Annotated in this window: 14 protein-coding genes; 2 read left to right on the top strand and 12 right to left on the bottom strand. The window is 47.7% G+C overall.

Annotated elements, in window-relative coordinates; all coding sequences use genetic code 11:
* Positions 1-53 precede the first annotated feature (53 nt).
* Together hutU and hutH are read right to left on the bottom strand one after the other, a co-directional pair.
* Positions 54-2,066: a urocanate hydratase gene (gene hutU, locus BTA35_RS11360; RefSeq protein WP_078319940.1), complete on the bottom strand. Its 2,013-nt coding sequence runs from the start codon at positions 2,064-2,066 to the stop codon at positions 54-56.
* 28 nt (positions 2,067-2,094) lie between these two features.
* Positions 2,095-3,606 (bottom strand): histidine ammonia-lyase, encoded by a 1,512-nt coding sequence (hutH, locus tag BTA35_RS11355; protein ID WP_078319939.1) that lies wholly within the window; start codon positions 3,604-3,606, stop codon positions 2,095-2,097.
* Positions 3,607-3,776: 170 nt separating this feature from the next.
* Here hutH and BTA35_RS11350 point away from each other — a divergent pair, with 170 nt between their 5' ends.
* Complete coding sequence (locus tag BTA35_RS11350) at positions 3,777-4,676, top strand: LysR family transcriptional regulator (RefSeq protein ID WP_078319938.1); 900 nt, start codon at positions 3,777-3,779, stop codon at positions 4,674-4,676.
* A gap of 97 nt (positions 4,677-4,773) precedes the next feature.
* Here the strand turns inward: BTA35_RS11350 and BTA35_RS11345 are convergent, their stop codons facing one another.
* Positions 4,774-6,222 carry a coniferyl aldehyde dehydrogenase gene (locus BTA35_RS11345; RefSeq protein ID WP_078319937.1) on the bottom strand — a complete coding sequence of 483 codons (1,449 nt, stop codon included), beginning with the start codon at positions 6,220-6,222 and terminating at the stop codon, positions 4,774-4,776.
* A 268-nt stretch (positions 6,223-6,490) separates the two neighbouring features.
* On the opposite strand from BTA35_RS11345, the gene BTA35_RS11340 reads away from it, so the two are divergent.
* On the top strand, positions 6,491-7,792 hold the full coding sequence (locus tag BTA35_RS11340; protein WP_078319936.1) for an alpha/beta fold hydrolase: 1,302 nt from the start codon (positions 6,491-6,493) through the stop codon (positions 7,790-7,792).
* An 88-nt stretch (positions 7,793-7,880) separates the two neighbouring features.
* Here BTA35_RS11340 and BTA35_RS11335 read toward each other — a convergent pair whose 3' ends face one another.
* The 9 genes from BTA35_RS11335 to BTA35_RS11300 all read right to left on the bottom strand — a co-directional run bounded on the left by BTA35_RS11335 (position 7,881) and on the right by BTA35_RS11300 (position 13,937).
* Positions 7,881-8,822, bottom strand: coding sequence for a class I SAM-dependent methyltransferase (locus tag BTA35_RS11335; protein WP_078319935.1), 942 nt, complete (start codon positions 8,820-8,822; stop codon positions 7,881-7,883).
* A 213-nt stretch (positions 8,823-9,035) separates the two neighbouring features.
* Positions 9,036-10,112 carry a DUF262 domain-containing protein gene (locus BTA35_RS11330; protein WP_078319934.1) on the bottom strand — a complete coding sequence of 359 codons (1,077 nt, stop codon included), beginning with the start codon at positions 10,110-10,112 and terminating at the stop codon, positions 9,036-9,038.
* Positions 10,099-10,692: a hypothetical protein gene (locus BTA35_RS11325; protein ID WP_078319933.1), complete on the bottom strand. Its 594-nt coding sequence runs from the start codon at positions 10,690-10,692 to the stop codon at positions 10,099-10,101. Before BTA35_RS11325 ends, BTA35_RS11330 begins: the two co-directional genes overlap by 14 nt.
* 20 nt (positions 10,693-10,712) lie before the next feature.
* The gene (locus BTA35_RS11320; RefSeq protein WP_078319932.1) at positions 10,713-11,420 is read right to left on the bottom strand and encodes a phospholipase D family protein; all 708 of its coding nucleotides are present in this window, start codon (positions 11,418-11,420) and stop codon (positions 10,713-10,715) included.
* Positions 11,421-11,733: 313 nt separating this feature from the next.
* A complete protein-coding gene (locus tag BTA35_RS11315; protein WP_078319931.1) occupies positions 11,734-11,988 on the bottom strand; it encodes a DUF2442 domain-containing protein in 255 nt (84 codons plus the stop codon).
* Between the two features lie 18 nt (positions 11,989-12,006).
* Positions 12,007-12,516, bottom strand: a complete 510-nt coding sequence (locus tag BTA35_RS11310) for a hypothetical protein (RefSeq protein WP_078319930.1) — start codon at positions 12,514-12,516, stop codon at positions 12,007-12,009.
* Positions 12,517-12,527: 11 nt separating this feature from the next.
* Positions 12,528-12,695, bottom strand: coding sequence for a hypothetical protein (locus BTA35_RS17925; protein ID WP_160055147.1), 168 nt, complete (start codon positions 12,693-12,695; stop codon positions 12,528-12,530).
* A gap of 408 nt (positions 12,696-13,103) precedes the next feature.
* Positions 13,104-13,739 (bottom strand): hypothetical protein, encoded by a 636-nt coding sequence (locus tag BTA35_RS11305; RefSeq protein WP_078319929.1) that lies wholly within the window; start codon positions 13,737-13,739, stop codon positions 13,104-13,106.
* A 6-nt stretch (positions 13,740-13,745) separates the two neighbouring features.
* Positions 13,746-13,937, bottom strand: a complete 192-nt coding sequence (locus tag BTA35_RS11300) for a hypothetical protein (RefSeq protein WP_078319928.1) — start codon at positions 13,935-13,937, stop codon at positions 13,746-13,748.
* Between the last annotated feature and the right edge of the window lie 89 nt (positions 13,938-14,026).

The raw sequence follows: 14,026 nt of genomic DNA, 5'->3' as shown, positions 1-14,026 counted from the left end.
GTTTGAATGCCATCCGAAAAATGGATGGCATTCTGATAATGACTATCAAAAGTTTAGAAACCCAAACCGTCCAGTAAGCCATCATCAACCTGATTGGCCAGAGTGACTTTCAGCTTAGGCGTGCGCTCCATTTCACGCTTAATGGCGAAATCAGCTTCTGTATTTCTGGCCCAACTGCGTCGTGCGATGCCGTTGTTTACATCAAAGAACAGCATATTTTTCAGTCGACGCTCACAGGCCTCAGAACCATCCAGCAACATACCAAAACCGCCATTGATCACTTCACCCCAACCGACACCGCCGCCATTGTGAATCGATACCCAGGTTGCACCCCGGAAGCCATCACCAATCACGTTATGAATCGCCATATCCGCAGTAAAACGGCTGCCATCATAGATATTTGACGTTTCACGGTAAGGGGAGTCCGTGCCGCTGACATCGTGATGATCACGGCCTAATACCACAGGTCCAATCTCACCGGCGTTGATGGCATCATTAAAGGCTTTGGCAATTTCTGCCCGGCCCTGTGCATCGGCATAAAGGATACGCGCCTGTGAGCCAACCACGAGTTTGTTCTGTTTCGCGTCCTTGATCCAGGTGATGTTGTCCTGCATCTGCTGCTGAATCTCCTCCGGAGAATCGCGCATGATGCGTTCCAGTACCTTCGCCGCAATCGCATCGGTTTTATCCAAATCATCAGGATTCCCTGAAGTACAAACCCAGCGGAAGGGACCAAAACCATAGTCAAAACACATCGGCCCCAGAATATCCTGAACATAAGAGGGATATTTGAAGTCGATACCGTTTTCAGCCATCACATCACCACCTGCACGCGATGCTTCAAGCAGGAAGGCATTACCGTAATCGAAGAAATAGGTGCCCTTAGCCGTATGCTTATTGATCGCATCGGCGTGACGTTTCAGTGTGGCCTGTACTTTTTCTTTAAAGACTTCCGGCTCTTCACGAATCAAACGGTTTGATTCTTCGTAGCTAATATCTGCCGGGTAGTAACCACCGGACCAGGGATTATGCAGTGAGGTCTGGTCAGAACCTAAATGAATGAAAATATCCTCAGCCAGGAAGCTTTCCCAGACATCGACCACATTACCGATAAAGGCGATGGAGACAACTTCTTCGTTGTCCTGTGCTTTGCGAACACGGGCAACCAGATCCGGCATATTATCGACCAGTTCGTCTACCCAGCCCTGCTCATGGCGTTTGATGGCCGCTTTAGGATTCACTTCAGCGCAGACTGTAATACAGTCAGCAATGTTACCTGCTTTAGGCTGAGCACCACTCATACCGCCCAGACCTGCGGTTAAGAAGATCTTACCTTTTGGGCTTTCTCCTTTATTCAGTACTTTACGGAAGGCATTCATCACCGTAATGGTTGTACCGTGAACGATCCCCTGCGGACCTATGTACATAAAGGATCCGGCGGTCATCTGGCCGTATTGGGTCACACCCAGAGCATTGAATTTTTCCCAATCATCCGGTTTGGAGTAGTTCGGGATCATCATACCGTTCGTCACAACGACCCTTGGAGCCTCTTCAGAAGAAGGGAAAAGACCCATCGGGTGACCGGAATACATGTGCAGCGTCTGATCCGACTCCATCTCACTCAGATACTTCATGGTCAGAAGATACTGAGCCCAGTTCTGGAATACCGCGCCATTACCGCCATAGGTGATCAGTTCTTCCGGATGCTGAGCCACCGCCGGATCTAAGTTGTTGTCTATCATCAGCATGATCGCAGCGGCCTGCTGGCACTTAGCTGGATAATCCTCGATTGAGCGCGCTTTCAATGAGTGCTCAGGCTTAAAGCGGTACATATAGATCCGGCCATAGTCGTTCAGCTCTTTCGTGAACTCAGGCGCCAGTTCTGCATGCCACTCTTTCGGGAAGTAACGCAGCGCATTGCGCACCGCCAGCTGTTTTTCTTCCGTACTTAAAATATCTTTTCGTTTCGGAGCCCGGTTGGCGTTCTCCGGGTACGGCTTTGCAGCGGGTAAACTCGCAGGAATGCCTTGCATAATCGTTTGTTGAAAAAGATGGATATCATTCATTGTCAGCGTCTCCTTATGTTTTCCCGGTTTAAGCGTGTTTTACTGGCGAATCGACACAGAGCGCCTGCGTCTGAACCAGCTCGATCATGGCGTCAATGTCAGGTTTTAGCAGTCTGTCTTCTTCTAGTTTGGCGACTTTGCGACGGATAATCTGATGGTTCTGCTCGATTTTCTCTGAGCAGGTATTCGGGCGTCTGAAATCGATCGCCTGGGCGGCATACATCAGTTCAATGGCCAGAATCTTATCCAGATTTCCGAGGATCTGATTGAGTTTACGACCCGAAATACTGCCCATAGAGACATGATCTTCCTGCCCCATTGAGGTTGGTACGCTATCCGCTGATGGTGGGAAACACAGTGATTTGTTTTCAGTGACCAAAGCTGCGGTGGCATATTGAGGAATCATCAGGCCGGAGTTTAAGCCACCGGATTCGGTTAGCATTCTTGGCAGACCGTGCATGCCTTCAAGCAGTAAATAGCAACGACGATCGGCAATATTACCCAGCTCAGCCGCCGCGATAGACACATAATCCAATGCCATCGCCAAAGGTTGACCGTGGAAGCTACCACCGGAAATAGCTTCTTCCTGACTGATCACAATAGGGTTATCCGTCACTGAGTTCATTTCGATCTCAGCTAACTCTTTCAGGTGTTTATAGGCGTTTCGGGATGCACCATGCACCTGAGGAATACAGCGCAGTGAGTACGGGTCCTGCACACGATCACAGTTGGTGTGCGATGCCATATTCTGCGAACCGTCAAAAAAGCCCCGCATTCTGGCGGCCACTTCCACGCAGCCCGGAAATGGCCGGGTCTGGTGCAGTTCTGCTCTGAACGGTGAAGAACTTCCCTGCATACCTTCAATGCTCATGGCACCAGCTAAGTCCGCTAAATCCAGCAGGTAGCGCATTTTAACCAGTGCAGTAATGGCGTGAGACAGGATAAATTGAGTGCCGTTAATCAGCGCCAGCCCTTCTTTAGCCTCAAGCTCCATAGGCGCTAAGTTATGCGCTTTTAACAAAGAGATCGCCGGCACCGTTTCTGAACCCTGCCAGAACTCACCTTCACCGATTAACGGTAAAAACAGATGTGAAAGAGGTGCTAAATCCCCTGAAGCACCCACTGAACCCTGCTCTGGTACGACAGGAATCAGATCCAGCTCTAAAAATTTGAGCATTCTCTCAACAACTTCAAGACGGATACCCGAAAATCCCTGGCTTAGCGCGTGGATTTTGGTAATCAGCATCAGCTTAGAGATGGACTTGTTGATAGGATTACCTACGCCAACCGCATGGGTGATCAGCAGGTTTTTTTGTAGCAGATTGGTCTCAGCAGGAGAGATCTGGGTATCACACAGAGGGCCAAAACCGGTATTGATGCCGTATACCGCAGAATCTGAGCTGGCCATGTGCTCAACATTTTTCCGGCTGGTGTTGATTTTGTCTTTTGCTTCCTGACAAAGCTCCGTTTCCACAGAGCCATTGGCGATGCCGTTGACCCATTCAACAGTGAGGGTATCTATCCCGTATTTAAACGTCATTTTTATAGTTCTCCGGTGAAAATCTCGCTTCTGGGAGAACTATATCTTGCAACTTAAGTTTTATAGATAAAGAATATCCGGGCGTTATTCCGGATTTACCGAACTAAAATTATCGAACAATAGTTACCGAACAAAAGATGAGAGCTGCAATGCAGCGGAGAAATTCTTATATGCAGATCCATGATGTCGACCTAAAACTCTTAAGAATCTTTGTCGCAATTGTTGAATCCGGCGGTTTATCGGCAGCGGAATCAAGGTTAAACATCGGTCGCTCAACCATCAGCGCTCATCTGTCTGACCTTGAGATCCGGCTGGGCCTGACGTTATGCAAACGTGGACGAAGCGGTTTTGAGATAACAGAACCCGGACGTATCACCTATCAGGCCAGTCTCGAACTGCTCAGACAGTGCGAAGCCTTTGCCGCGACCGTTGCCAGCTCCAAAAATGAACTGACAGGCCGTGTCACCATCGCCTCGATTGATAATCTGGTTAACGATCCGCGCTGTGGAATCTCAAAAGCGATCGCAGCGCTCAGAGATAAGAGCAATTCCATTCAGTTTGAAATCAATGTTTGTGAAGCAAGAGAAGTCGAAACATCGGTTATCAGCGGGCGCTCTATGGTGGGGTTGGGTGTGAGCCGTCATCCTATTCGGGGGCTGGACTACTACCCGTTACAGGACGAAGTGAACTACTTGTATTGCTCTTCTGAGCATCCGTTGTTTGATTGCGATGATGATGCCCGTGAAGCCTTGCTTCAGGAGGCTGAAATAGTTTCCAGCCATTATCAGAGGGATAAAGAAACCCGAAATGACGGGTTAAATTATCAGAATACCGCCACGGCTTACCATGATCAGGGCATTGCACATATGGTGCTGTCCGGGCGGTTTATCGGTTATCTGCCAGAGCATTATGCGAACCAATGGGTCGAAAAGAGTCAGCTAAAAGCGATTTTGCCAGAGCGGTATCATTATGAGATCCCTGTGATGCTGATAACATCGAAGAATGCAGCTTTAACACCACTCATCAAAGAGTTGATCAGTGAATTAAAACGCTGTCATCGCAACCCGTAGTCAGAATCTGTTGATCCTAGTTATGTCCAGCAGGGTTTTACTGTACCAGTCGTATTTTACTGTCGTTGTAGAGTCACTCCCTGACCCGGAGCGGAGTCTAAAGTTTGAGCTTAGCGATCAGCCCCAGCATACGGTCAGCTGTTTTTCCGTAAGGGGGCATCAGATATTTCATAGGTGAAAATGCAGCCTGATAGAAAACAGGCCGAAGCTTCGAGAAGGTCAGAAAGCCTTCATAACCGTGATAGTGCCCCATACCACTGCCGCCAATCCCCCCGAAAGGCAGATCATGCTGCCCCACATGGAACAAGGCATCATTCACAGAAACACCACCAGACAGAATATTACCGATATAGCGATCCACCAGCTGCTTGTTATTACTGAAAGGATACAGTGCCAGCGGTCGATCTCTGTCATTCACATAATCGATCACATCCTGTGGATCGGTATAGGTCTTCACCATCAGAATCGGGCCGAAGGTTTCCCGCTGACTGATGATCATCTCGTCAGTGGCGGACAGTATCAATGTCAATGGCAACTTACGGCTGGCAGAATCCGGCTCTTGTCCGTTCAGGTTAACCACTTCTGCCCCCTTATCACGGGCATCCGCTAGGGTATCCAGCAAACGCTGAAAAGCCCGGTCATCAATCACTGAAGTGTAATCTGTGCTGTGAATATCCGGGCAATGCTGACCGACCCAGCGCTTCACTTCAGCGACAAAAGCGTTTAGCTGACCCTCATGGACAAAAACATAATCCACCGTGGTGCAGATCTGGCCAGCATTAAACTGCTTCACAAACATCAGGCGCTCGACCGCCTTTGCCAGCGGGTATTCAGGATCAATCACCGCCGGGGATTTCCCCCCTAACTCCAACGTTACCGGTGTCAGGTTCTCAGCTGCAGCAGCCATCACTTTACGACCGGTCTGACCGGAACCGGTAAACATCAGATGATCAAACGGCAGCCTGGAAAACGCCACACCGACGTTTCCGGTTTCTGTGAAAAACCGGAGTTTATCCGCAGAAAAATAATCGGGGGCCAGCCGGATGAGTAGCTCACTGAGATGTACAGAGTTCTCCGACATCTTGACCATAGCGCGGTTTCCGGCCGCAAAAGCGGCTACCAGGCCTGAAAACCCCAAATTCAGAGGAAAATTCCAGGGAATAATTAAGCCCACAACGCCCACAGCCTGTGGAATAACACGATTCTTCGCCCCCGGATAAAGCATCCTATCGATGCCGCGCCGCTGCACCCGCATCCATTTCTTCAGATGTTTCAGGGTATGATCGATATCACTTACCACGGTAATCACTTCTGCAATCAGGGTTTCGTGGTACGAGCGGTTGCCGTAATCCCGGTTAATCGCCGCTATGATATCCGCCTGATTATCAAGTAGCAGGCGTTTCAGGCTCTTCAGGTGCTGACAACGCTGATGATAATCCTCCTGTCCAGACTGCCTGAAGGCCATACGCTGCTGATGCAATGCATCTGATAACTCAGCATGGTCTTTCTGCGATTCCACGGACAAAGCAGTAGCAACATCGTTCATAACCGTTAAATCTCCCGGAAAAAGTAAGCAAGCTCCCCTTGAGACTAAACCCTCCCTGCCTGACCCGTCCAGTAAAAGCGAAAAGGGTTATCGGCAGAGATGATGAACAAACCTTGCATAACGCCCAGGGGCTTCTTTTTTGCTAAAAAATTTCGGGTGGCCCCAGCAATCGACTCTCCCGATAGGCGTATTTCGTTGTAAGCTACCCACTAATCGTCAATCAGCATTTTTTCCGAAAGCGTCAGACTACCGACAGCAAGGACATTCCATGCCTAATCTTTTTACCATCCGGGATATTCATCTTAGCGTTCCTCTGGATTACAGTCAGCCAGAGGGCCAGCAGATCAACCTTTTTGCCCGTGAAATCACTCGCCACGCCGAGGCACCGGTCTGTGTGTTTTTGCAGGGTGGCCCCGGTTTTGAAGCGCCGAAAGATCCCTACAGCATCCCCTGGCTGGACGTTATGCTGGATCATTTCCGAGTGGTGCTGATGGATCAGCGCGGTACAGGTCGTAGCCACAGTATCGGCCCGGAACTGTGTGAGTCGCTGCCGAACCCCGAAGATCAGCTGGCGTATATCAGTCAATTCCGGGCCGACAATATCGTGCGGGACCTGGAGCAGCTGCGCGAGCGTGAATTTGGCAGTGCCCAGTGGTATCTGCTGGGGCAAAGTTTTGGTGGTTTTATCAGTTGCCACTACCTGAGTGAACAGCCTGACGCATTAGCCGGTGTGATGATCTGTGGTGGCCTGCCGCCGATGCTGCAGGCCGATGCCTACGCCACCTATGGTCTGCTGGTGAACACCGTGTTTGAGCGCAGTCAGGCGTATTACCGCACCTATCCGGAAGATATTGCCAAGGTAAAACGTATTGTTGAGCTGTTGGAGGCCTCCCCTTATCCGCTGGGTCGGGATGGTGTGATGACCGCCCGCCGCTTCCTAGATCTGGGTATGTTGCTGGGCACTACCTCGGGTTTCTCCAAGGTCCACGCTCTGCTGGATAACCCCTTTGTAGCAGATTCCGGTGAGTCTCAGCTACGTTATGGCTTTATCGAGCAGATCCGTCAGCAGGCCAGTTACGAGACCAATCCCCTTTATGTGCTGCTGCACGAAGCGATCTATTGTGAGCAAACCGCCAGCAACTGGGCAGCAGCAGGGGCAATGGAGCGCCACGGAGGTTTCGATCCGGCTCGCCTCCTGAATGAATCGGAATCCCCGACCGGTAAAGCCCAACGTGGGGTGAGCTTTTATGGAGAAACCGTGCGCCCGGATATGCTGGAGGATTACGGCCAGCTACAGGGCTTTAAAGCTGTGGCCGATTTATTGGCTGCGAAAGATGACTGGCCGAAACTCTACGATCTTGAGCAACTGGCAAAGAACACCGTACCGGTGGAGTGTATCGTCTACGAGCAGGATTATTACGTAGACAAAGATGAATCCCTGAAAACCGCCGCCGCGATTAACGGTGCCAATGTATGGCTGCATCCGGAATGGCAGCATGATGCTATTCGCGCCCACGGCTCCAAGGTGGTGGAACCACTGGCCCAGAGAGTTCTGTCCCGAAGCCTGTGACCCTATCCCCCCAAGCCACACATCAGCTGTGTCCCTGAATAGTCAGCTGAACCCAGCCAGATGTCTATTCAGGGGGACGATATAACGCCTAGGCTTGTCGGCTGAACACCAGGGCTTTCAAGCCGCCTTCAGGGTCAATATCCGGAAACTCCGGCGGATTATCCAGCCGGTAATCAAAAGTCACCTCCGGGGACTCTTCCGCCATCCCCTCAATCAGAAACTGAGAGGTAACCGTCGGATCATTAACACAGGCCAGCACCTGACCGGATTCGGTAAGCAGCTCCGGCAAACGTCGCAGAATCTTCCGGTAATCCTTCGTCAGGGCAAAACTCCCCTTCTGAAAGCTGGGCGGATCAATAATCACCAGATCATAAGGGCCATACTTACGCACCTTACCCCAGGACTTAAACAGATCGTGCCCCATAAAGGTGACCTTTTTCAGATCATGGCCGTTTAAACGGTGGTTTTCCCGCCCCCGGTTTAACGCGGCTTTGGCCATATCAAGATTCACCACATGATCCGCACCACCGGCTATGGCAGCCACAGAGAAACCACAGGTGTACGAAAACAGATTTAACACCCGTTTTTGACCGGCCTGCGCCCGCACCCAGTCACGCCCCAGACGCATATCAAAAAACAGACCGTTGTTCTGCTTACCCCCCAGATCCAGCCTGTATTTAAGGCCGCTTTCTGTCACATCCTGCTGTTCGTTATGCGTGCCCCACAGCAGCTCCATAGGCACACCTTCCCGTGCTCTGTGCTGCAACAGCAGTGACGTTGCACCACTGCTCTGCCAGAGATCGCTTTCTGTCCAGCGGGTCAGCAGCGCCTGCAGTTCTGCCAGAAACGCCTCGGAAGGCTCCTTAAACAGACACACCAACACCTGTCCCTGCAACCAGTCAACGGTTAGCTGTTCCAGCCCCTCGTAACAGCGACCCCGCCCGTGAAATAAACGACGAACTTCGGTGGGAGGAGCTGACAAAGCAGCGTGCAGGATATTTTCTAAAGTAACGAGCGCGTGAGTTTCCATAGTACCTTCAGGGCTGTTAAAGCAAGGCGCGGTATTTTACAGGAATATCAGCGGGAGGCTAAATTTATGGTGGGGAACGCCGGATAGGTGGGGATTGCCGACCTCGGCAGTGAGGTGGTGGAATGGCTCTTTGGAGGGCGCACGAAGTTAAGACGCTTTGCTAGATTGAAACTAAAAACAGCGCCAAAAGGCGCTGTTTAGTATTGTTGCAATCTAATGCCGCTTAGATTTTAGAATTTGTTTGATCGCCTCATGCCTACCAAGTCTATTTCCCTTATCGCGCGTTCCTTCCTTCGCTAAGGATTTATAGGTAACAATTTGATCTGCACAATCTGGAAAATATTCTTTAAGAAGACCATCATTATCATAATTATCAATAAAATCCCTATAATTAACCAACGCTTCACTAGACAAGCATTCATCATCAATAAGAGACTCATAAACAGCAGTAAACAAACTATAAAAGTGAACCTGCCTCTTCAATATCAAAGTTCTATCTCTCTTCCCTTCTATTACAACATCAACTTGCCGCAAAACGCCTTCAAACCGTTCAATATCAGTTTCTTTATCGGGATATTCATCATTATAAAGATCATAAATTTTATTTATATTATCATTTCTAATATCAGCCTGAATCCCTTGCTTCATAAAAACGAGCAAAGTGCTAACAAAAGAAATATCCCTCATACGCCGTCTATCCGACACCCCAAAAATACCATTTTTCGACCAAAAATCGAGCTCGGACAACGATGAAACCACCTTCATGAACTCCCCGTCGAATTCGGCGTTCCTAAGCTCCTGAGGATTCAGTGTCATATTATTACTATTAAGCCTCAAAAACATCGTAACAATATCATCTCTTAGTACGCTATTCCTGATAATTCGAACTGAAAAGACATAGGCCCAAAGCGCTTTCTTATCATCAGTACCCAAATCCTTAAAATAGCGGTTTTTCACTCGTTGATAACATGAGTTGGAGGCGTTTAGCGATGAATCTGTAAGTTTGAATGTATTAGAAATATATTGAAAAATCGCTCCTGTTCTCTGCTGCCCATCAACTATGGAATAACATGTATCACCTGAATTTTCATCAGTCCCAGTATTCCAAAGGTATATTTCAGGAATAGGATAACCCATCAGAATTGACTCAATAAGCTGAACTTGGTTTTTCTTAGTCCAAACATAATTCCTTTGAAAGGAATCATCTACGACCAAAAGCCCTTTATTGTGCAGATCGGAAAGCCATTTCACTGTTTGAGGCTGAATATCAATTGAGTCAATTAACTTCATTACTTATATCATCCCTTAACTTAGAGATACCTCTAATATGGTAATCTTGAACAGAAACCCAATCAGAGTATATCCTATAATTTATATCATGACTTATTTTAAACTTTAACTGCAAATCAGCTTTAAATGTTCTCACCTTCCGCTGCCAGCCTTCAAGAACAGCATTACCATATGTGTCATCAGAGTCTTTAATACTAACAAACCCATTAAAAACATTAGAACATTTGCTTGCATAGCCTCTAAGGTATGATTGCTGAGATATATCTCTATACGCTCCCCATATATCCTTATACAGATCATAAGAAACGATAACAAGATCAAAATCAGACTCATCACAAAATTCTTTAAATCTTTTATTTGGCGAAAAACTATACCTAGTCTTAGCACTACCAACTATAGATATATTATTAAACGGGATACCCAAAGCAACAGATATAAACTTCTTAAACTCATCGTAAACCTTACTGAACTCGCCTCCATTCTTCTGAAAATACCATACATCTTGGCCAACTAGATACTTATAATAGACCTCAACTTCATTATTACTAAAAATAAAATTCTTAATTTCATCTTCTTCCATATATTGCACCAAAATCGAAACTAAACATTGAGAAAACTGTGTGGCCAAATAAAGAAGTCGCCATATTTACCGGTTTTGGCCTCACCGCCCGCACTTAAGCCTTTTTGGGTCAGGTTTTGCTTACCTTCTTTCTCTTCCACGTAACCTTCGGCAACCAGTTTCTCAATCAGCTCTGGTGTTTTCATTTTTAACTTTGCTGCAAGCTTCGAAGAGGTGAGTTTTCCGGTAGGGTTATTCGCTTTGCTTTTTACTTGCTTGGCTTTAACGTCTCCTTCCTTGTCAACTTTCTGCATGGTGATGCGTACTTCATCACTAACGCGAATAATCCGCTGCGCCTCTTCATAGGCATCACGGTACATTTCCACGTCTTCGTCACGGGACAGGTAAATTCCCATCTCGTTGTTATTCACCTGACTGAACTCATACAGGTTCAGGCTGGTGATGATGCAGTCGGTCTCATTCATGTAGCACTTAGCGTGCAGGTTCTTGCAGAAGCTGGTGCGGATAAAGGTCAAATCATTCAGCCAGCTGATTTCGTTGGGTTGAAGCTCGCTTTTGCCATAAACAATACGAACATCAATTTTCAGCCGGTTTTTGTCCTCTAATAACTCTTTGATGCGGTCATTCAGTTTGAGGAAAGGACTTATCAGGATCAGGCGCTCGGAGGCATTTTTGATCAGCTCTTCGAGGTAATAATTAGTGGCGGTGGTATTAAGAAACTTGGCCATTACATGAAGCTCCCTTTCTTGGCAGTTATCAGTTGATAAATGCAGAGTTAAGTCAGAACGCAAGATTCAGATGCAGAAGGCTTTGGTTCCGATACCAAAAGCTGTGCAGGGAGGCTTTGAATTTGAGAGGAGAGTTCCATCTTCAGATCAGGCCGCATCCTTGCCTAACGCATCCGCGTTTATTTTGCAGACACCGGGTCTGCGTTCCTTAGTTCACTAATACTGGAGTCTATCGAATACAACTTCTTGAGTACACAAACAAAAAGTCTGATAGCAGGCTATCCGACTTCGATAAAATGAGGGCAAAAGAAGATTACTGAACCGCTTGGCTCTGCTTTAACTGAAGCTCTTTCAGAAACTCCAGTGCTAAGTCCACCCCATTCGGCCAGACAACGGTTTCCAGCTCAGGATCAACCGCCAACTGCTGAAATGTGCCGATATCTTTGAGGGGCTCAAACACCGAACCTTTGAGCACACATTCCAGACCAACCTTACCGGAGGTGTCATCATCAAAGGCAACCCAAATTTTATAGCCGGATAAATACTTAGCCGATGTAACGTGCTGCATGATCTGCTTCAACCTAACTCAATTCTCTGACGACGATGAGGTGCTTTGCTGGGCCTGAGACTCGATTTTTTGCTTAATAGATTCGGGAAGGGACGGATTTTGAGGTGACGATTCCATAATACTGTTGAGCCAGATAATCATAGAAATTAGAGCAACAAGAGCTGTTGAAATAAGACCGGCAACAACCCCCTCTATCAGCCTTTTATGCAGAGGAGTTTTTACATTCTTGATGATTTCAGAATCACGAATCTCCTGCTGGTAAACTAAAAGCTCTTCAGCAAGTGTTGCCTGGATAAAGGTATTTAACTGAGATTCAGCTTCGTCTCTGTAACGCTTAATCGATTCTGGGCGCGAGTGCTGGTTATAAAAGTAGGTCTGCATCTCTTCAGGCGTGGGGTAACTTCCTGAATCGTCATGATGCTTTTGAATCCATCGAACTTTTTCTTGCTTGTAAACAGAATAAGCCACCATCCCAACAAAATCGTCATCTCCCTGAACAAGATCGTTAAAGATGTTGTGCCCCCACATAACAAAACCTCCTAAACGGCATGACTCCTTCGGGATTGCTTGTACTTCTCATTAATTTCCTCAGCAGAGAAGTGGCGGCGAGCAATCTGACGCTTAACATGTTCAGGCAAATCATAGGCATCAAGGCTTTTTTTACGCCTCATCGCTCTAGCAGCTGTTCTAATAATTCCCAGAGTCATAGCTTCACCTCGTTCAGATAGTGCTTACCCCTGTTGCTTTGCACAAATATACCATAACTCGAACAGCATGTTCAGCAAGACCAAATTCTTGCTTCAAATAGACGAAACTACTCAACCTCTCCCTTTCCCGTTATCCTTAGCCCCCTGTTTTTCACGCTTGCTACCGGTGTTTTACCCATGACATCCCCTGCTTCATCCGCTAACCACCCGTCATCCACTGAAACCGATCTGCCGATTCTGGCACAGGTGCCGAAGCTGGTATCTCAGCTGCACTATGATTAGATACCCGCGGTCACCAGGTTGTTGAACCACTAGTGAAATGTGTTTGAGACAGGTCAGTTGTTTTGCAAGGTAGAAAAAGAAACAGCGGGGTGTCAGACGTCTGAAAGCCCAACAGAGCGGTTTTGTCTAAACAGCCTTGTAATTTGGGTTTCTTCGCTTTTTAGGGTCGAAGTAGCCAATTATCGCATTAGGATTGACGATACAAAGTTGAATGTGATTTTTGGAGCGAAAGCCTGCATTTTCATACAGCGGCTCGCCTTCCGGGAACATCCCTCTGACAGAGTCGATAAAGTCAGGGTGGTTTTGAATTGCTTTTTTATCGTCTGTTTCAAGCGCCTCTGCAATCAGCTCGTTATTCATCTGCTGCATACGCATCATGACCTGACAGTCCAACTCCCGGACAAACGATATATCATCAACCACAGCTTTATTTTGAGGCAGAGGCTTTTCCAGAGCTTCAAACTCTTCTTTTAACAGCTGGTACGCATCTTTTGCCTGAGCAAGATATTCTGCATCAAGCAGATCCACACAGTTACTCAGCTTAATAACCGCCCCTACTACTGCCGGGTTTCTAATTGATTTACTGTCTTTGGCCCATTCCAATGCACGCTGATAACTGCCTTCCCAAAAATAGATACCACTACCCAACCAGTCATGAGAATTTTCACTGGCGGTCAGGTGCTTGCCGTTTTTGACAACGCGGTCATATACCTTTTGGTCACATCCGTGAAACCCAAAAACAATCCCTGGTGAAAGGTACATCCGGAATCAGGCCTTCGCAGATTGTCGCTCGGTATCCGCGAAACGGTGGATCACGTCACCATTGCGATCCAGAATACCGGCATCCTTAAGGGTCTTTGTGATTGCCTGCATTGAAAGCTCACCAGAAAGTTCACCCTTGATCCGGGCCTGATGCAGCTTGCGGCGGCGCTCTTGCATAGCTTTACGTAGATTAGTCATGGAAGTTCACCCATGTTGTGATGTGTACAGGGGACAAGTATAACCCCTATACACACACATCTCCATCAGCTCACAACCGACGCATCAGG

This window comes from Oceanospirillum linum, from assembly GCF_001995095.2.
In the GTDB taxonomy this organism is placed as follows: Bacteria; Pseudomonadota; Gammaproteobacteria; order Pseudomonadales; family Halomonadaceae; genus Oceanospirillum; species Oceanospirillum linum.
Note: the sequence above shows the minus strand (reverse complement) of the source record. Positions and strands in the feature narration are given on the sequence as shown.